Genomic DNA, 17,402 nt, shown 5'->3' on the forward strand with positions numbered 1-17,402 from the left:
TGAACCTGGAAATAATCGAAAGCCAGCCTATCATTTAAGGTTCAAGCCATGAAACAACTCCCTCTGGATCAGCTTGGTCCCCGTGAAATCAGCCCCGGCGTGGTGGATTTCGGCATACTGTTGCCATGGATCTCGGCTGCGTATCGCAATCGCCTGTTCGTGAAAATCATTCACGAACGCGACCAATTCATCCAAGCGATTCAGCCGCTGGCCTTCGAGTTGCAGCACGGCATCAATGCCGATTACGGCGATATGTGGTCCGTGACGGTGAATTTCACCAGCACTACTGATACGCAGCCGGGCTCGCATTTCGGTTCACCCGGGCGGCATGTTTATCGCTTCGAACTGCACAATCCAAACGCGGGTGTACTGGATTGGATCGTGGATCCTTATGCTCGCGAATATGCCGTTGGCAAACTGTCCGCCTTTACGCTCGGTTACATTCCTTATGCGTGGAGTGCCGAAGAGGCGAACTGGAAAACGCCCGCGCTGCACGACCTCATCCTGTATGAATTGAATGTCGCCGAATTCGGCGGCAGCCTGCAAGGTGCGATTGACCGACTCGATTACCTCGCGGATCTCGGTGTGAATGCGCTGTCATTAATGCCCGTCAACAACGTTTCCCTGGAAGTCGACTGGGGCTATTTGCCGCTGGGCTATTTTGGCGTCGATGAGCGTTTTGGCAAAAGAAATGATTTTCAGGGTTTCGTCGATGCCGCGCACCAGCGTGGCCTGGCGATAATCGTTGATGTGGTTTATGGGCACACCGGCAGGGATTTTCCTTATGCCGATCTCTACCAGAGGCTCCAGTATGACGAAAACCCGTTCATGGGACCCTTTGCCAAGGATTATTTCAATGATCTCGGTATCAGCACCGATTTCAATCGTGCTCTGACCCGTGATTTTTTCTACACCGTCAATCTACACTGGTTGAATACATACCATATTGACGGCTTCCGCTACGACTGCGTCCCAAACTATTGGGATGGTGCCTTGGGCGTGGGTTACGCCAACCTGGTCTTTAACACTTACGAATATGTCAAAAGCTCGATCGTCAACCTCAAAAGGTTCGATGCGCCGGATGGACCGCGGCTGATCCAGATTGCGGAGCAACTGGAAGCTCCCGAGCAGATTCTTGAACAGAGCTACAGCAATGCCACCTGGCAGAACGCGACCTTTGGAGCGGCAGAAGCCTGCGCTCATGCCGCGGCGGGCGCGGTCGAGAATCTCGGCCAGCGACTCGGCGCGTTGGGCTACATTGAACAGGCAACCCAAAATGGCAACACAATGGCCAAGGCCCCGCTGCAATACATCGAGAACCACGACCACAGCCGCTTCCTGTGCGAGTTCGACCTTCGTTATCGCGACTGGAATCCGTTGTTCGCCGAAGGCGACCGCGCGCAATGGTATCGCCTCCAGCCCTATCTGATCGCCCTGCTCGCCTCGAAGGGCATCCCCATGCTATGGCAGGGCCAGGAATTTGGCGAGAATTACTTTGTGCCAGAGGCGGGCCTTGGCCGGGTACTGCTGCTGCGGCCGCTGCGCTGGGACTATTTTTATGATGACGCTGGCAAAAACCTGGTCAGGCTGACCCGAAGTTTGGTGAAGCTGCGTAACAGTTGCGTCGAGCTGCGCCGGGGAAGTCATTATTTCCATAATGATTACAGCCGTTATCTATCGCGCGGCATTCTGCTTTTCCAGCGCGAAACCCCCAATGCAGTGAGCGTGATCGCAGTAAACTTCACTGATACCGACCAGAGCGTGCCGTTCACATTTACACGACGTGGCAACTATATCGAACAGCTGCACGGGCTGAATAATTTCACTGTTGGGGAAAGAGACGAGCGCTGGCTCACTGTCCCGTCCAGTTACGGCCGCATCTGGCGAAGTGCTTGAAGGTTTAACGTTACCCCACGCCCATACGTCTATAAAACCTGAGGAAACAAACATTGGCATTATCCCCCATAGGGGTATACAATCGACACGCCATGAATAAGCGCCTCCATATTTTTTCCGTCGTGTTTGCATTGTTCATCAGCATGCTGACGAACTCGTTTGGCTGGGCGTTTAATGGCGAGGTATTCGCTCACGAGCTTGATCATGAGCATCACGTTCTCTCGCTTGATCCCACCGCGCATCTCGAGGCGCATCAACATGCTGTCGCCCGTGATGACGGCCATCTCGATGCCGCGACCCATCTGTGTCTTCATGCGGCTGGGCAGTATCAGCCGTTTTTCTTCACAGCTCCTCCGTTGGTGCCCGCTTCAGCCAATGTGCAGGTTTTAAGCACATTTGTCTCTGTCCTCGTTCCCGAATCCGTTCCGGATTCCCCCCTGCATCCTCCCCGAATCAACTTCGCAAGCTAAATCTTCAAGTCACACCGGACCTAGTCCTTAAGGTTACTTGGCGCGGCTTTGTCATCCTCCCAAGCAGCGCTAGATATTCCGCTTTGTGGCTTGTTGTTGCACGTTTATTCGCATTGAATCGGTTTCGCTTATTGCGCTCCTGATTGATGCATGGCATTTGCGGAGTATTCCATGAACACTAACGTGTTGTTGGCGTCTCGATATTTGGCGCTGGCAGGTTTGCTTATTCTGGTGCTCAGTTGCTCGTCTGCGACAAGCGCCGAAGATATTTCTCCCCTCGTCTTTTCCAGCGGGACGCCAGATGACCACGCTCTATCCTTACCCGAGGAAAAAGCCGAACTCACCTTGCGCGAAGCCGCGCATTTTGCGTTACAGCACAACCCTGAATTGGCGGCTTTTGCCAAGGAGATACGCGCGCTTCAGGGAGCGACGCTTCAAGCCGGACTGCTTCGAAACCCTGAGTTGTCCGTGAACGTTGAGAATGTGGGAAATACTCAGGCTCTTCGAGGTGATATCAACTCTCAAAAAAACGTTGCGCAAGAAGTTGTGCAGCAACTCACGACCATTCGGATCTATCAACTGATAGAGGTCGGCGGAAAACGCGCCGCAAGGGTTAGTGCAGCTTTGTTGGGTCAGGAAGTGGCGGGGAAAGACTACGAAGCCAAGCGCACAGAACTCATAGCGCGGGTGGCAAATGTATTTACCGACGTGCTCGCGGCACAGGAGCAGTTGCGGCTTGCGGAAGAGAGTCAGAAACTGGCACGAAAGGTGGTGAACGCGGTTGCAAAACGCGTTCAGGCCGGCAAAGTTCCCCCCATCGAGGAAACCAGGGTCGAGGTAGCGTTTTCCACCACGCAAATCGCATTGGTGCAAGCGCAACGCGATCTGGCGGCGGCGCGCAAACGGTTGACACTGTTATGGGGCAATTCGTCCCCCCAATTTGGAAAGGCGCTGGGTGACCTTCAATCGTTCGTTACCCTGCCGAGCTTTGAGGCACTCGCGCAGCGGGTCCTCACCAGTCCCATGGCGCTTCGCGGCATGAAAGGTATTGAGCAGCGAAAGGCTCTGCTGGACGTGCAGAGAACACGGCGCATACCGGATGTCACCGTTAGCGCCGGTGTTGTTCACCATGCGCAGCTTGGAGGCAACACCCCCGTGGTTAGCCTGGCGGTACCGCTGCCATTGTTCGACCGCAACCAGGGCAACCTCCGGGAAGCCCACCAACGCGTCGATAAGGCTGTTGATGAGCAAATGGCCACCGAGTTGCGGCTTAAAACGGAGCTTACTCAGGCCTATGAGGCTTTGTCGGCATCACAGGATGAAATCCACATTTTAGCCAATGACATATTACCCAGAGCCAGAAGTGCTTTCGAAGTCACAAATAAAGGCTACGAATTAGGAAAATTCGGCTTTCTTGAAGTGCTCGATGCGCAGCGTACCTTGTTTCAGAATCAGGTCCTGTACGTGCGTGCGCTCGCGAACTACCAGCGCCTGGTCAATGAGATAGAGCGCCTGATTGCAGCCCCCCTCGGGGGCGTACCCGACGAAGTATCCGAAGTATCAAGTCCACTCGGCAATTAATGAGCGTAGCCCAAATACGGATTTAAGGAGTGATTGTGAATAGGCGCCAACTGATTTCAATAGTGACTGTCATCGCGATAGGGGCCGTGCTGGGTGGATTAATTCTTACTCTGGACGAAACCGCTTCGTCTACACCAACTGATACTGCACGGCACACGTCTGAAGGCAAGGATAAGCCAGAAGCAAAAGGAAGCAAGGGGCAGCCTGAGCCTCAAAAGGAGCTAAGGGGCCCCAAGGGAGGAAAGCTCTTTGTAACGGATGGCTTCGGTGTCGAAATTACCATTTTCGAAAAAGGGGTGCCTCCTCAATTCCGGCTCTATCTCTATGAGAATGGAAAGCCGCTTCCACCCTCTGCCGCCAATGTCACGATCACGCTTTCACGGCTCGGTACATCGGTACAGGTATTTAAATTTAAACCTGAGGCTGACTATCTGATCGGCGATCAGATAGTGGAGGAGCCCCATTCATTCGATGTAGCGATTGCCGCCGAAAGGAAGGGAAAAGTCTTTCGCTGGGGTTATAGCCAGGTGGAAGCGCGGGTGGAGATGCCGGACGAAATGCTGAAGAGCATCGGGGTCGAAATACACACTGCCGGGCCAGCGACAATCAAGCCCGCCCTCAAGCTGCCAGGCGAGATCATCTTCAACGAACATACCATCGTACAGGTCGTGCCCCGCCTGCCGGGCATAGTAATGGCTGTTTACGGCCACCATGGCCAGCAGGTGAAAAAAGGTGAGGTGCTTGCGGTAATCGAAAGCCAGATGCTGGCTGAATTACGCAGTCAATATCGTGTCGCCCGGAAACGATTGGGGCTGGCGCAAACCACCTTCGAGCGGGAAAAGCGGTTATGGGAAGAAAAGATTTCCGCCAAGCAGGACTATTTAACCGCCCAGGAGTTGTTGAACGAAGCAGAAATCGCGGTGGATCTTGCTGCAGTAAAACTGCGCTCACTGGGGGTGCGGCCTGACTCTCGTTCAGGAGAAAATCTAGCTCGCTACGAAATTCAAGCACCGATCTCCGGACTCATCACTGCCAAAGCCATCGCGCTGGGCGAGACGCTCAAAGAAGACACCAATATTTATACCATTGCCGACGTATCGACGGTCTGGGCGGCTATCACGGCTTATCCCAAAGATCTGGCCGTGGTCAAGGTTGGGCAAAAGGCAGTGGTGAAGGCGACTGCATTGGACGTCGAGGGCGAAGGCGCTGTCACCTATATCACTACACTCATCGGGGGACAAACCCGTACCGCCACAGCGCGGGTGGAGCTTGACAACAAGGTCGGCAGGTGGCGACCCGGCATGTTTGTTAACGCTGAACTGGCCACCGAAGAAATCAGCGTACCCGTGGCCATAGCGGCGGATGCGATTCAGACCATACGTGACTGGACGGTGGCATTCGGCCGCTACGGCAAATACTTCGAAGCGCGCCTTCTGGAGCTGGGGCGCAGCGATGGTCGGATGATAGAGGTCATCAAGGGCTTATCCGCAGGAGAACAGTACGCCGCGGGCAACAGCTTTGCCATCAAGGCCGAGCTGGGCAAGTCCGGCGCAAGACACGACCATTAAGAAGGTTGACTATCATGTTCGAACGTATTTTACGCATGTCCATATACCAGCGCGGGCTCGTCCTGATGGCGGTGCTGGGAATGGCCATGCTCGGCGTCTATAGCTACCAGAACCTGTCCATTGACGCGGTGCCGGACATTACCAATGTGCAGGTGCAAATCAATACCCGTGCGACTGGTTATTCACCGGTTGAGGCGGAACAGCGCGTGACCTTCCCGATCGAGACGATCATGGCCGGGCTTCCCAACTTGCACTATACCCGTTCCATATCGCGCTATGGGCTGTCTCAGGTTACCGTCATTTTCCAGGATGGTACCGATATCTACCTAGCTCGCCAGTTAGTGAGCCAAAGAATCCAGGAAGCAAGAGACAGGCTGCCTGCCGGCGTCGAGCCAACGATGGGGCCTATCTCTACCGGCTTGGGTGAAATCTTCATGTGGACCGTCGATGCCGAGAAAGATGCAAGAAAAGCGGATGGTACCGAATATGACCTGACCGACCTGCGCGAAATTCAGGATTGGATTATCAGGCCCCAGTTGCGCATGGTTCCAGGGGTGACCGAGGTCAATTCAGTCGGCGGCTTCGTCAAACAGTTTCACGTCGCACCTTACCCTGAAAAGCTGATCTCTTTCGGCTTGACGCTACAGGACGTCGTCGCCGCGCTGGGGCGCAACAATCTCAACATTGGCGCCGGTTATATAGAAAAAAGCGGCGAACAGTATCTGGTTCGATTGCCCGGCCAGGTCACAGATTTGGAGGAGATCGGCAACATTATTCTCGGTTCCAGGCTAGGGATACCCATACGCATCAAGGACGTTGCGGATATCCTGATAGGCAGGGAATTGCGCAATGGCGCCGCTACGCAAAATGGTAAAGAGGTAGTTGTCGGCACGGTACATATGCTGATCGGCGAAAACAGCCGTGTCGTTTCCCAAGCGGCTGAAAAAAAACTGCTGGAGATCAGCCGCAATCTGCCTGACGGCGTTGTTGCAACCCCTGTTTATAACCGCACCATACTGGTCGATAAAACCATTCGAACAGTCGCGACCAATCTGTTTGAAGGTGCTGTACTGGTCATTGCGGTGTTATTCGTGTTTCTGGGCAACCTGCGTGCGGCAATCATCACTTCGCTCGTGATCCCGCTCTCGATGCTGTTCACCTTCAGCGGGATGATGGCCAACCATATCAGCGCCAACCTAATGAGTCTGGGCGCCCTTGACTTCGGTCTCATCGTGGATGGCGCCATCGTCATTGTTGAAAACAGTATCCGGCGCCTGGCCCATGAACAGAAGCGGCTGGGGCGTATCCTGACGCCGGCTGAGCGTTTTACGGTGGTCTTCGATGCAACCAGGGAAGCGCGGCGGGTGCTCATCTATGGAGAGCTGATTATCATGGTGGTCTATCTGCCCATCTTCGCACTGACGGGTGTGGAGGGGAAGATGTTTCACCCCATGGCCTTCACGGTCGTAACCGCCCTGCTGGGCGCCATGATTCTTTCCGTAACGTTTGTTCCGGCAGCGATCGCGCTCTTCCTTTCCGGCAAAGTGTCGGAAAAAGAAAGCCCGGCAGTGGCATGGGCAAAGGATATCTATGTGCCCGCATTGAACGGAGCAATGCGCAACAAGGGACTCACGGTCACGCTCGCCGTGGTGATTGTGGTGCTCTCCGGCCTGCTGACCACGCGCATGGGCAGCGAATTCGTGCCCAGCCTCAACGAAGGAGATATCGCCCTGCATGCGCTGCGTATTCCCGGCACAAGCCTGACCACGGCCATCGAAATGCAAGACGAACTGGAGAAGACCCTCAAGACATTTCCCGAAGTGGAAAGGGTTTTCTCCAAGATCGGCACCGCCGAGATTGCGACTGATCCCATGCCGCCGAGCGTCGCGGACACCTTCGTCATTCTCAAACCCCAATCGGAATGGCCGGGGCCGCGCCACACCAAAGCGGAATTAGTAGCGGCAATGGAACAGGCGGTGCGGGAAGTGCCGGGAAACAATTATGAATTCACCCAGCCGATACAGATGCGTTTCAATGAACTGCTTTCGGGTGTGCGTGCGGATGTCGCAGTAAAAGTTTTCGGCGATGACATGGACACCCTACTCGCCGTAGGGGAACAGATCGAAAAAATTATCGAAACTGTTCCGGGCGCGGCGGATGCGAAAACCGAGCAGATCACCGGCTTGCCCGTACTCTCCATTCAAATGGATCGCGCAAAAATGGCGCGCTATGGTTTGAATGTAGCTGACGTACAGGATGCCGTGTCTATTTCTATCGCTGGAAGAGTTACCGGCACTATTTATGAAGGTGATCGCCGTTTTGAGCTGCAGGTCAGGTTGCCGGAGCAGCAACGGGGCGATATGGAGGCACTCAAGCGTTTGCCTATCCGGCTCCCTGCTGCAAGCACAGGTATGGGCTTAGGAGCAAATCCTGCCTTGGCTGCCCTGCCCGCCTACATTGCATTGGGTGAGGTCGCTAATTTTGAAGTTGTCCAGGGCCCTAACCAGGTCAGCCGCGAAAATGGCAAACGCAGAGTCGTGGTAACCGCAAATGTACGGGGCCGAGATCTGGGCTCATTTGTCAATGAAGCGGAAACACTCATCACTGAGCAAGTGGAGATCCCCCCCGGATATTGGGTAACTTGGGGAGGGCAATTCGAACAATTGATTTCTGCTGCTCAGCGCCTTCAAATTGTGGTCCCGCTCGCTCTCGGACTGATCTTTATCCTGCTTTACTCGATGTTCGGAAATATCCGCGATGGATTGCTTATGTTTACCGGAGTTCCGTTCGCGCTCAGCGGTGGAGTGCTGGCTTTGTGGCTGCGTGGTATCCCTTTGTCCATCTCCGCTGCGGTGGGATTCATTGCCCTCTCCGGCGTAGCAGTACTGAACGGCTTGGTCATGCTGGCGTTTATCAGGGACCTGCGAGCGCAAGGCCTGACGCTGGATGATGCCATTCATAATGGCGCCCTCACCCGCTTGCGCCCCGTGTTGATGACGGCGCTGGTGGCAGCCCTCGGGTTCGTTCCCATGGCGCTGGCCACCGGAACGGGTGCGGAAGTGCAACGCCCGCTGGCGACAGTCGTCATCGGAGGCATATTGTCGTCCACCGTACTGACTCTGCTGGTACTCCCGGTTCTATATCGCCTGGTCCACGGAAGGAATAGCGCAAACAGCGGTGTTGGACCTGTGTGAGGGGCAGACGGGCAAGTGTCGCAATGCATATACTCTTTAAACTCATGTAGGAGCCTTTGCTCCATTGCATACACGCTGCCTATGTTTTCTTATGTTATCGAGCCTGGTTCGGCGAGGGGGCAAGGACACATCGCCATCATGCCGTAGCGTTGCTCACTTGATATCGTCATCTAAAAATATCGAAATTTGTGCTCCAGAGGACTTGTAACAAGAAAAGGTTTCTTCTGTGTCCGAACGTATCGATAACGGAGGTTTGCAGCATTGGCCCTATTTCAATATTTCCCATGTGTCCTGTACTGTAACCGATACCGCCATATAGCCAGTCCTCGCTATAAACAGCATTTCGTTGTCCTGAGGTGCTGAAATAAAACTCGTTATAAGTGTTCACGTAAAATTCGCCCGGATCGAGCCTCTCGCCTTGCAACGGAAGGTTATACCCAACCATATATCTGAGCCGCGTTGATAGAGGTGTTTCATGAGTCCGGTTGTTGGTAACGAACCGTTCTTCGAAACGAACCCGCTGATAGAGATTTCCCATTAAAACAGGAGTACTGAAGATAGCCTGCTGGAATATCCGGTTTTCGTTTGTTGAATCGTTATTGAAAGGATCCGTGCGCTGATATACATACGCAACAGCAAAATTCAATTGCGGGCTGTATTTATAGATGAGGCTGGGCTGAAAATAGGACTGAATATCCCGGGCGGGAAAGCGTCTTCCATCAACGGTCCGGTCCGTGGCGTTCAGAGTGGTGGAGACGAATAAATTGTAGTCAAAAACATCGGTGACCCTGCCTGTCTGAGAAATTGCAGGCAGAACACCGACCAAATTCGCGTCCCCGGCCCGGGAAATATCCACATGTATAAGCAGGATGAAAATAATGACAATTTTCATCCTGAAGATAATCATGAATACCTGTATTTCATTATGAGAATAGCATGCAGGCGACTGATGAGGTTTAACTGAAGAAAAAGCTCATGTCAATTGGTACGCAACCCCGCTTTGCTGAGCGCCATTAATTCAGTATCGGAAGACTCGGCACCTCTTCCTTTGTTATTTCTTTTAAATCTCCCGCCCGGGTGAAAAAAGCCTCAAAAAAATGCTCCCCGTCAGGTCGTTTTCCCCTTAATTTTATTTCGAAAAAAATTTCCCCTCCTGAAGCGACTTCTTCGCATTTATAGATGTGGTAGCGGGTAAAGTTACTATTGAAATAATCAATGATTTTATGATGAGCAGCGTCTTCAATGACCGCGCAGTCAATCTCTTTTTCCACTTCAATAATTCCCCCTGAACTATCAAATGTCAGGTCAAATTTGTCGCCTTTATATTTTAGTTTGACTTCGTATCTCGTTTTGCCAGCCTCATCAAGCTCCATAAAGTATTTTACTTTGCTTGCTTCAGGGTAGTGCGTTTGAAGGTATTTGAAGGCTCTCATGGGAATCTCTTTGACCGAAACCTCGACGCCTTCCCTGGCAAATGCGGGGTATAAAAAAAATAGAGACAAGATAAGCAGACTAAATCCCGTCATTATGAAACCTAGAGGCTGGATTCTCATGATTTTATTTTCTCCGCATAACGGCGACCCAGTGAAGGAGACTCGAATCCAGGGATGCCATGATCGCGCTCCAAGGCCATCCGTGCCCGTTTCATGGGTAATGGAAAGGATATATCAACGAGAAGACGACGCGGAGAATTAGATTGATCAGTACCGCGTTCTCAGCTCGCTTGCAGCGCGGCCGACCTTGCGCCGGAGAAGGACACGCAATGTCGCTCCGTCAGCATAACCGACCTGAGAAGCAATGAGATCGATACTATCGGTGCTCGTCCGCAAAAGATGTACGGCGCGCTCGACGCGCAGATCCTGAAAATACGAAAGCGGCGTTTTATCCAGTACTGCTCGCAATCGGCGGGATAACGTTCTCTCGCTGGTACCTGTTGCTCTCGCTGCATCGGCCAGCGAGAAGCCTTTGGCCAAATTATGCCGCGCCCAGCGCTCAAACCGCTCGACCAGTGGGTCGCTATGCATAAGGTGATCGGAAATCGCAAAAACCGCCTGCGACGAACGCGGCTCGATCGATAGAAAGCGGGCAGTTAACGCTGCCAGGGTTGGGCTGCCGCGTCTGATAAGCCATAGCGCAAGATCAACGTGAGCAAGCGCGGCGCCTGCGGTAACAAAACCGGATGAACTTACTACCATGCGCGAGTCTTCCAGATTGACACCAGGATAATGCTTGCGGAACAGGGGAGCAAGCCACCAGGATGTAGTGGCACTTTGCCCATTGAGAAGGAGAGTGCCTGCAAGAACGAATGTGCCCGTACAGGCGGCTCCTATCAAGACACCGTCCTCAGCCCACTCGCGCAAATATGCGCCAGCATCAGCTATATCAGGGCGCTCGAGCGCCGGTTGCAAGGTTTCGGGCGTTTTCGCGCCGAGCGCGGGAATCAAAACCACATCCGGACGGCCACATCGTCCTACAGGCACGGCAGGCACCGATAGCCGATGGCTTGTACGGACATTACGGCGAACACCCGTGACAGTTATTTCGAAAGAAGTCGACGCAGCACCCGCGGAGGCTGCCAGATCATTCGCGATGCTTAGAGTATCAAGGATAGTCGCCAGGCCGGTATCAAAAGCCCCGTCGAGCGCAAGGACGTGAATACGCATGGCGAGAATTATATCAAATTTATCGATCCTGCCATTTGGCAAAAGCTGGCGGACCCTCTAAAGTCTTAGTCCGCTGTTCAACCACGGAAGGGAAATAATCATGGTAAAAGTTGCTCTGTTTGTGCGGTACAGGCCAAGCCAGGAAGAGAAGCAGATGTAATGAGCTTTCTTGAAAAGGGTCTTGCACTGGCAAATCAGGAAGCCGCCACCCCGGTCTGGTTTGCTCTGCGTCTGGGCCCATCGACTTTCGGCATTTTTGATGCATTCGCCGATGAATCAGGCTGTTCTGCCCATTTGTCCGGCCCTATCGCTGCCGCACTGATGGCTAATGCAGCTGATTTACTGGCCGAAGCACCGCAAATCGAGCATGTGACGTGCTTGCCGCGAAGCTTCGTGCCTGACCCTCTGGCAAAAAAGAGTCTGCGTCCGTAGTGCAATCCGATCAATCATATTAATGGCCTGGTTCGCTATCTTTACATGGGCAAGGAGGCCTTGAAGGAAGCCGTTCCACCGGGTCCGATTCGGCCGTGCCCGATTGTTTGGCAGTCTGCCGTGACCAGTAACGCTTCCGCGACCTGAAACTCTTGTTGTCCTTCGTGGGTTGGTCTGCTCTGCAAACTCAATGGATATGTTGGAGCAATACTGGGCAATAATTCCAGATCTTCCTTGCATCGGGGGGATTTAGGATAAAATGTTTGATCGATCATTACGCGCCGGCAATTCATGAAAAAGCTTCGCGCCCCCCATCGCACGAAATCCCCCCGGGTAGTTCAGGAGCTTTACCGACTGGCGGTAGGGCTTGCCGCTTCAGGCAGTCGTATCGAGGATGCGTTCTGGGAGAACCGGCTGGCTGTAAAAATACGCACGCAATTGCGTACGGGTGACGATCAGAATCTTGAAGCGGCTCTGGATCAGCTTTATGAAACCGATCCCGTCGCTTATGGCGAGTTCATCTACGCCATCGAAGCCGCGATCGAATGTGGTACCGTTACGCGCGGCGAACGTGGTTACGATGTGTTGATGTTCGCGATACCGCTACTGACATGGTCGCGCTTCTCAATCCCTTCCGGGCCTATAACGGAAACCGTGCTCGCCAATCTCAGGATCCAGCTCCAGTCACACGTACTGGTGGCAAATGCCCAGTTTGTGCTGGCGGATTGTCTCTTCAGTCCCGACCAGCTGCCGCGCGGATACCACCTTACACATGAACTGGCTGGGAAGCTATGGACAGCAGCGCTGGCCGGAGAACCCGGATTGCATATGAACCCCCGTAATCTGGCCGAAACCGGGCGTTTCCTATCGGATACCCGATATGTACTCGGGGCAATCGCCGTATTACAGGGGATGCCGATGTTTCGCTGGCAGCAGGCTGACGGAGCAACCGAAAGCAGAAGGACCGGCAACTTGATGGAATCAAGGCGTTGGAAGGAAGAATTATTGGCTCCGTGGCAGACTCAGAGTACTGAAGCCATGCGGCCGCTTTTCCCGGGATGCGCATTTGAAGTGCTCAGCCCCGACGGTTTTTTTTCAGCGTGGCGGATGGCCGATCGCCTTGCCCGGCCTTATTCCATGCATGCGACCGTTGATTTTCTGCAATCGACCCTGAATATTTCTCCCGGCGGGCTGCGCGCGATAGTTGCGCCTTTTTATGACCAATGGCTGGAGGAATACCGCGTAAGCTTCACCCTCAGGAACCGTGATAATGTGCTGTACGGGCTCGTCTGGGCGCTAGTCGGGGATGAAGATGAGAATACTGATACCGTAACGCAAATTGAAGCAACCTTAAGAGAGTGTGGTGTAACTGAGATGACCCTGCTGGAAAATCGCTTTCCCCTGGAGTATTGCGAGGATTGTGGCGCACCGCTCTTTCCAAACCCGGAAGGAGAAGTAGTCCATGCGGAATTTCCCGAGGAAGGTGAATTGGTACCGGTACACCTGCATTGAATATGTACCTTGCATTAAGGGAAAGACGACAGAATCAAACGTGCATCGTTTCTGGACGGAAAAGTTATTATGGCCGAAAAGATTATTAAACCTGAGCAGGAATGGAAAACACAGCTTACGCCACAACAGTATTATGTATGCCGTGAAAAAGGCACGGAACCTGCCTTTACCGGAGAATATTGGAACTGCCATGATGCCGGCATATACTGCTGTGCCTGCTGCGGCTCCCCGTTATTCGACTCAAATACCAAGTTCGATTCCGGCACGGGTTGGCCTTCTTTTTGGCAACCCATCGATCCGGCTAATGTTGCCGCGGAGGAAGACCACAGCTTTTTCATGCGACGAACTGAAGTCGTGTGTGCTCGATGCCACGCGCATCTGGGACATGTATTCGACGACGGCCCTGCACCGACCGGCTTGCGCTACTGCATCAACTCCGCTTCGCTCCAGCTCGATCGTCAACCCGATAAAGCGTAGATAGCTTCCCCGGCGATACCCCCGCGGCATATCATGAACCTTTTTAGCTGCTCCAATGCGCTTTCGTTCGCCCGAATCCCGGGGCTCAATAGCTTTTTCCATGAGTAACCGCCATAATTGCTGCATTAATCCCCAGGAACCTCTCAACAAGTCCTCGCGGGGCGCGTTGCTGGTAAAATCGGAATGATCACAAGGCGCATGACGCAGGTCGTAGCCAGGCCTACGATGCCAAAGAGTGCAACGCAGTGAGCATCAGATTTTGCCGCAACCCGAAGGGACGGGGCTTTGCGGGCGGTCTGCTTTGTCAGGCTCCTGGCGAAGGGGATCGACCATTCGCTTCGGCGCCTTTCGCGCATCCCATCCCGGAAAGCCGCCGTAGCGCCCACGTGGACTTATTCAGAGGTTCCCTAGCTCGAACTGTTCGGTATCTATGAAGTTTTTATTTGATCTCTTTCCGGTAATCCTGTTTTTTGTCACGTTCAAGATCTATGGCATCTATGCTGCCACAGCTGTCGCCATTGCTGCCACCTTTGGCCAGATCGGCTGGGTATGGTTTCGCCACCGCAAGGTCGATACCATGCTGTGGGTCAGCCTCGTCATTATCGTGATTTTTGGCAGTGCAACCCTGATTCTGCAGGATGAAACATTTATCAAATGGAAGCCGTCGGTACTCTACTGGCTGTTTGCCGTCGCGCTGCTGTCGGCCCAGGCGGTTTTCAAGAAGAACTTGATCCGTGTCATGATGAAAGAGCAGATCGCCCTGCCCGAGCCGGTATGGACACGTCTGAATGCCAGTTGGGCTGGCTTTTTTGCCCTGATGGGAGGAGCCAATCTCTACGTCGCTTTCAATTACTCCACTGAAACCTGGGTCAACTTCAAACTGTTCGGCTTCATGGGACTAATGCTGGCATTTATCTTATTGCAAGGATTGATGCTCGCAAAATATATGGAAGACAAGGAGGATAAGGAAACCTGATGCTGTACGCGATAAATGGAGAAGATGTTGCTGACAGCCTGGAAAAACGGATGCCCGTTCGGCCCGCCCACCTGGAGCGAATCAATGCCTTGCAGGAGGAAGGACGCCTCATCCTGGCAGGACCATATCCCGCAATCGATAGCCCCGACCCAGGTCCAGCGGGATTTTCAGGAAGTCTGATCGTGGCTGAATTCGAATCGCTGGAAGCAGCGCGCCAATGGGCGGAGGCCGATCCGTATGCCACTGCGGGTGTTTATGCCAAATTGACAGTCAAGCCGTTCAAAAAAATCATGCCGGCATGAATTCAACGAGCACTGTCGAATTGATCACCCAGAAGCTCGCCATTCTTGAGCCGCAGCAGATCAGGATTGTGGACGAGAGCGCCCGGCATGCCGGGCACGCGGGCGCCAGGACTGGCGGTGGACATTACCTTCTCACCATTGTTTCACCGAAATTTGCTGGCAAGTCATCGCTAGCGAGGCATCGCCTGGTTTACGATGCGCTGCGCGAGATGATGCATAAGAATATTCACGCGCTGAGCTTAAAGGCGTATACTCCCGAAGAATTTGATTTGATTCCGACTCATTGACAAGGAAGTCCTATGCATTTTAAAAAAATTGCTCAACTCGCGGCATTGGGTGTTTCCGGCCTGCTTGCTGTAACAACTGTTCAGGCTCAAACCGGTGCGTCCCCCTCGACCATGGCCAAAGTGAACGGCGTGACAATCCCTCAGTCGCGGCTCGAATTTATAATGAAAGCGCGGGTCGCCCAAGGGCAACCGGATACACCTGAAGCCCGGAAGGCTTTACGTGATGATCTCATATCCGAGGAAGTCATCGCACAGGACGCGATGAAAAAAGGACTCGACAAGGACCCTGATTTTGCCGCCCAGCTCGACATCGCCCGTCAGACGGCTTTAGTCAGGGCATATCAGATTGATTATGTGAAGAGCCACCCCGTTAGCGATGAAGAGTTGCACAAGGAATATGACGCGGTAAAAGCTCAGATGGGCGACAAGGAATACAAAGCTCATCATATCCTTGTTGGAAGCGAGGCAGAAGCCAAGGATATCATCGCCCGCATTAAGAAAGGGGAAAAGCTTGAAAAGATTGCTCAGGAGAAATCGCTGGATGTCGGCAGCAAGAGCAAGGGTGGCGAACTGGACTGGAGTCCCGCCGCAAGCTACGTCCAGCCGTTCGCAGAAGCCTTGACCAAACTGAGCAAGGGCAAACTTACCGAACAACCGGTAAAAAGCCCATTTGGTTGGCATGTGATCCGGTTGGATGATGTGCGCCCCCTGAAAATTCCCCCATTCGAGGAAATCAAGCAGAATCTGGCACAACGTGTATTGCAACGGCAGTTTGCCACATACGTCACGGATCTGCGTTCCAAGGCGAAAGTCGAGTAATGTTTCGGAACCGGGTCTCTGAATGATTTCGGGCGTCACAGCCTGGAACCGGCCTTTAGCTTGTTTGCCATCGGAACATCCAGAGACCCCCTCTAAAAATCTCCTATGTGACGATCTGCATTCGCGGCGCCAAGGCGCACAGCAGTTCATAGCCTACAGTACCCGCAGCTTGCGCCACTTCGTCCACAGGCAGTCCCTTGCCCCAGAGTGTCACCGGACTGCCCACAGCTACATCGTCCATTCCGCTCAGATCGACATGCAGCATATCCATGGATATGCGTCCAACGATACGGGTGCGCCTGCCGTTAACCAGTACGGGTGTGCCCGTCGGAGCATGGCGCGGATACCCATCGGCGTAGCCACCCGCAACAATGCCGACGCGCATTGGCCGGTCAGCGCGAAAAGCATGACCATACCCAATCCCTTCACCTGACTTAAGAGTTTGCACCGCAATAATCTTGCTCGATACAGTCATCGCGGGATGCAGATCCAGTTCGGCCGCGGTCCTATCGGCAAAAGGCGATCCGCCATAAAGCATGATGCCGGGACGCACCCAGTCTGCATGCGTTTCAGGATAGCGCAGAATAGCGGCAGAATTGGCCAGCGAGCAGGATAGATGGCGTCCTCCAGCAACCGCTTTGAAGCGTTGCAACTGCGCAGCAATCGTTTCACTCCTGCTGCATTCGTCGGCGCGAGCGAAATGTGTCATAAGGGTAATTTCCCCAGCGGCGGGACTCGTTCGCAGTGCTTCCAGCGCAGCGGGAAACTGCTCAGGTGTGAATCCAAGGCGATTCATGCCCGTGTTGATTTTAAGAAATATATTGAGCCCGAGTCTCGCGCGCGGCTTGTATGCAAATAACATGGCTAGTTGCTCGCGATTGTGAATCACGGTACTCAAATGGTACTGTTCGATCCACATCAATTCTTCCATGGAAAAGAAACCTTCGAGCAACAGGATAACTTGCCGATAGCCTGCTTCCCGCAGGCGTACGGCAGCATCCAGTTCGAGCATGGCGAAACCATCTGAGCGGCTTAACGCCTCGGCGGAGCGTAGCAACCCATGACCATAGGCATCAGCCTTGATCACGGCCATCACCCGCGCGTGCGGAGCATGGCGGCGAACTACGGATAAATTATGTTCGAGCGCGGAGAGATCTATCAGCGCCTGGATGGGGCGCGACATCAGGATTCAAGCTGCAAGGGCAATCTCATCATGGATGGAATT

The 17,402-nt window shown here is 53.5% G+C and carries 16 protein-coding genes; 12 read left to right on the plus strand and 4 right to left on the minus strand.

Going from position 1 to position 17,402, the window contains the following annotated elements:
* Positions 1–48 precede the first annotated feature (48 nt).
* The 5 genes from BMX00_RS11860 to BMX00_RS11880 all read left to right on the plus strand — a co-directional run bounded on the left by BMX00_RS11860 (position 49) and on the right by BMX00_RS11880 (position 8,709).
* Positions 49–1,896 (plus strand): alpha-amylase family glycosyl hydrolase, encoded by a 1,848-nt coding sequence (locus BMX00_RS11860; protein ID WP_090829227.1) that lies wholly within the window; start codon positions 49–51, stop codon positions 1,894–1,896.
* A gap of 92 nt (positions 1,897–1,988) precedes the next feature.
* Complete coding sequence (locus BMX00_RS11865) at positions 1,989–2,366, plus strand: hypothetical protein (RefSeq protein ID WP_090829228.1); 378 nt, start codon at positions 1,989–1,991, stop codon at positions 2,364–2,366.
* A 171-nt stretch (positions 2,367–2,537) separates the two neighbouring features.
* The gene (locus BMX00_RS11870; protein ID WP_090829229.1) at positions 2,538–3,947 is read left to right on the plus strand and encodes a TolC family protein; all 1,410 of its coding nucleotides are present in this window, start codon (positions 2,538–2,540) and stop codon (positions 3,945–3,947) included.
* 35 nt (positions 3,948–3,982) lie between these two features.
* The gene (locus tag BMX00_RS11875; RefSeq protein ID WP_177171855.1) at positions 3,983–5,515 is read left to right on the plus strand and encodes an efflux RND transporter periplasmic adaptor subunit; all 1,533 of its coding nucleotides are present in this window, start codon (positions 3,983–3,985) and stop codon (positions 5,513–5,515) included.
* Positions 5,516–5,529: 14 nt separating this feature from the next.
* Positions 5,530–8,709, plus strand: coding sequence for an efflux RND transporter permease subunit (locus BMX00_RS11880; protein WP_090829230.1), 3,180 nt, complete (start codon positions 5,530–5,532; stop codon positions 8,707–8,709).
* Positions 8,710–8,875: 166 nt separating this feature from the next.
* Here the strand turns inward: BMX00_RS11880 and BMX00_RS11885 are convergent, their stop codons facing one another.
* From BMX00_RS11885 to BMX00_RS11895, 3 genes are all read right to left on the minus strand, one after another.
* The gene (locus BMX00_RS11885; RefSeq protein ID WP_090829231.1) at positions 8,876–9,616 is read right to left on the minus strand and encodes a DUF2490 domain-containing protein; all 741 of its coding nucleotides are present in this window, start codon (positions 9,614–9,616) and stop codon (positions 8,876–8,878) included.
* A 106-nt stretch (positions 9,617–9,722) separates the two neighbouring features.
* On the minus strand, positions 9,723–10,142 hold the full coding sequence (locus BMX00_RS11890) for a hypothetical protein (RefSeq protein WP_177171856.1): 420 nt from the start codon (positions 10,140–10,142) through the stop codon (positions 9,723–9,725).
* Positions 10,143–10,409: 267 nt separating this feature from the next.
* Positions 10,410–11,372: a GlxA family transcriptional regulator gene (locus BMX00_RS11895; protein ID WP_090829273.1), complete on the minus strand. Its 963-nt coding sequence runs from the start codon at positions 11,370–11,372 to the stop codon at positions 10,410–10,412.
* 159 nt (positions 11,373–11,531) lie between these two features.
* On the opposite strand from BMX00_RS11895, the gene BMX00_RS11900 reads away from it, so the two are divergent.
* The 7 genes from BMX00_RS11900 to BMX00_RS11935 all read left to right on the plus strand — a co-directional run bounded on the left by BMX00_RS11900 (position 11,532) and on the right by BMX00_RS11935 (position 16,177).
* Positions 11,532–11,804: an antibiotic biosynthesis monooxygenase gene (locus BMX00_RS11900; RefSeq protein WP_245728033.1), complete on the plus strand. Its 273-nt coding sequence runs from the start codon at positions 11,532–11,534 to the stop codon at positions 11,802–11,804.
* 291 nt (positions 11,805–12,095) lie between these two features.
* Positions 12,096–13,316 (plus strand): DUF2863 family protein, encoded by a 1,221-nt coding sequence (locus tag BMX00_RS11910; RefSeq protein ID WP_090829234.1) that lies wholly within the window; start codon positions 12,096–12,098, stop codon positions 13,314–13,316.
* Between the two features lie 69 nt (positions 13,317–13,385).
* On the plus strand, positions 13,386–13,793 hold the full coding sequence (gene msrB, locus BMX00_RS11915) for a peptide-methionine (R)-S-oxide reductase MsrB (RefSeq protein WP_090829235.1): 408 nt from the start codon (positions 13,386–13,388) through the stop codon (positions 13,791–13,793).
* A 430-nt stretch (positions 13,794–14,223) separates the two neighbouring features.
* Entirely contained in the window at positions 14,224–14,769 is a 546-nt protein-coding gene (locus tag BMX00_RS11920; RefSeq protein WP_090829236.1) for a septation protein A, read from the plus strand.
* Positions 14,769–15,071, plus strand: a complete 303-nt coding sequence (locus tag BMX00_RS11925) for a YciI family protein (RefSeq protein ID WP_090829237.1) — start codon at positions 14,769–14,771, stop codon at positions 15,069–15,071. The genes BMX00_RS11920 and BMX00_RS11925 overlap by 1 nt, the downstream gene beginning before the upstream one ends.
* Complete coding sequence (locus BMX00_RS11930) at positions 15,068–15,358, plus strand: BolA family protein (RefSeq protein WP_090829238.1); 291 nt, start codon at positions 15,068–15,070, stop codon at positions 15,356–15,358. The genes BMX00_RS11925 and BMX00_RS11930 overlap by 4 nt, the downstream gene beginning before the upstream one ends.
* A gap of 12 nt (positions 15,359–15,370) precedes the next feature.
* Complete coding sequence (locus BMX00_RS11935) at positions 15,371–16,177, plus strand: peptidylprolyl isomerase (protein WP_090829239.1); 807 nt, start codon at positions 15,371–15,373, stop codon at positions 16,175–16,177.
* Between the two features lie 103 nt (positions 16,178–16,280).
* On the opposite strand, the gene alr is transcribed toward BMX00_RS11935, so the two are convergent.
* Complete coding sequence (gene alr, locus BMX00_RS11940; RefSeq protein WP_090829240.1) at positions 16,281–17,360, minus strand: alanine racemase; 1,080 nt, start codon at positions 17,358–17,360, stop codon at positions 16,281–16,283.
* Positions 17,361–17,402: the final 42 nt, after the last annotated feature.

The organism is Nitrosovibrio tenuis (genome assembly GCF_900109785.1).
Classification (GTDB): Bacteria; Pseudomonadota; Gammaproteobacteria; order Burkholderiales; family Nitrosomonadaceae; genus Nitrosospira; species Nitrosospira tenuis_A.

What these genes read in the sequence shown, in the direction of transcription:
- BMX00_RS11860 (WP_090829227.1), top strand. Translation starts at nt 49, where the DNA reads ATGAAACAACTCCCTCTGGATCAGCTTGGTCCCCGTGAAATCAGCCCC.
- BMX00_RS11865 (WP_090829228.1), top strand. Translation starts at nt 1,989, where the DNA reads ATGAATAAGCGCCTCCATATTTTTTCCGTCGTGTTTGCATTGTTCATC.
- BMX00_RS11870 (WP_090829229.1), top strand. Translation starts at nt 2,538, where the DNA reads ATGAACACTAACGTGTTGTTGGCGTCTCGATATTTGGCGCTGGCAGGT.
- BMX00_RS11880 (WP_090829230.1), top strand. Translation starts at nt 5,530, where the DNA reads ATGTTCGAACGTATTTTACGCATGTCCATATACCAGCGCGGGCTCGTC.
- BMX00_RS11885 (WP_090829231.1), bottom strand. Translation starts at nt 9,616, where the DNA reads ATGATTATCTTCAGGATGAAAATTGTCATTATTTTCATCCTGCTTATA.
- BMX00_RS11890 (WP_177171856.1), bottom strand. Translation starts at nt 10,142, where the DNA reads ATGAGAGCCTTCAAATACCTTCAAACGCACTACCCTGAAGCAAGCAAA.
- BMX00_RS11895 (WP_090829273.1), bottom strand. Translation starts at nt 11,372, where the DNA reads ATGCGTATTCACGTCCTTGCGCTCGACGGGGCTTTTGATACCGGCCTG.
- BMX00_RS11900 (WP_245728033.1), top strand. Translation starts at nt 11,532, where the DNA reads ATGAGCTTTCTTGAAAAGGGTCTTGCACTGGCAAATCAGGAAGCCGCC.
- BMX00_RS11910 (WP_090829234.1), top strand. Translation starts at nt 12,096, where the DNA reads ATGAAAAAGCTTCGCGCCCCCCATCGCACGAAATCCCCCCGGGTAGTT.
- msrB (WP_090829235.1), top strand. Translation starts at nt 13,386, where the DNA reads ATGGCCGAAAAGATTATTAAACCTGAGCAGGAATGGAAAACACAGCTT.
- BMX00_RS11920 (WP_090829236.1), top strand. Translation starts at nt 14,224, where the DNA reads ATGAAGTTTTTATTTGATCTCTTTCCGGTAATCCTGTTTTTTGTCACG.
- BMX00_RS11925 (WP_090829237.1), top strand. Translation starts at nt 14,769, where the DNA reads ATGCTGTACGCGATAAATGGAGAAGATGTTGCTGACAGCCTGGAAAAA.
- BMX00_RS11930 (WP_090829238.1), top strand. Translation starts at nt 15,068, where the DNA reads ATGAATTCAACGAGCACTGTCGAATTGATCACCCAGAAGCTCGCCATT.
- BMX00_RS11935 (WP_090829239.1), top strand. Translation starts at nt 15,371, where the DNA reads ATGCATTTTAAAAAAATTGCTCAACTCGCGGCATTGGGTGTTTCCGGC.
- alr (WP_090829240.1), bottom strand. Translation starts at nt 17,360, where the DNA reads ATGTCGCGCCCCATCCAGGCGCTGATAGATCTCTCCGCGCTCGAACAT.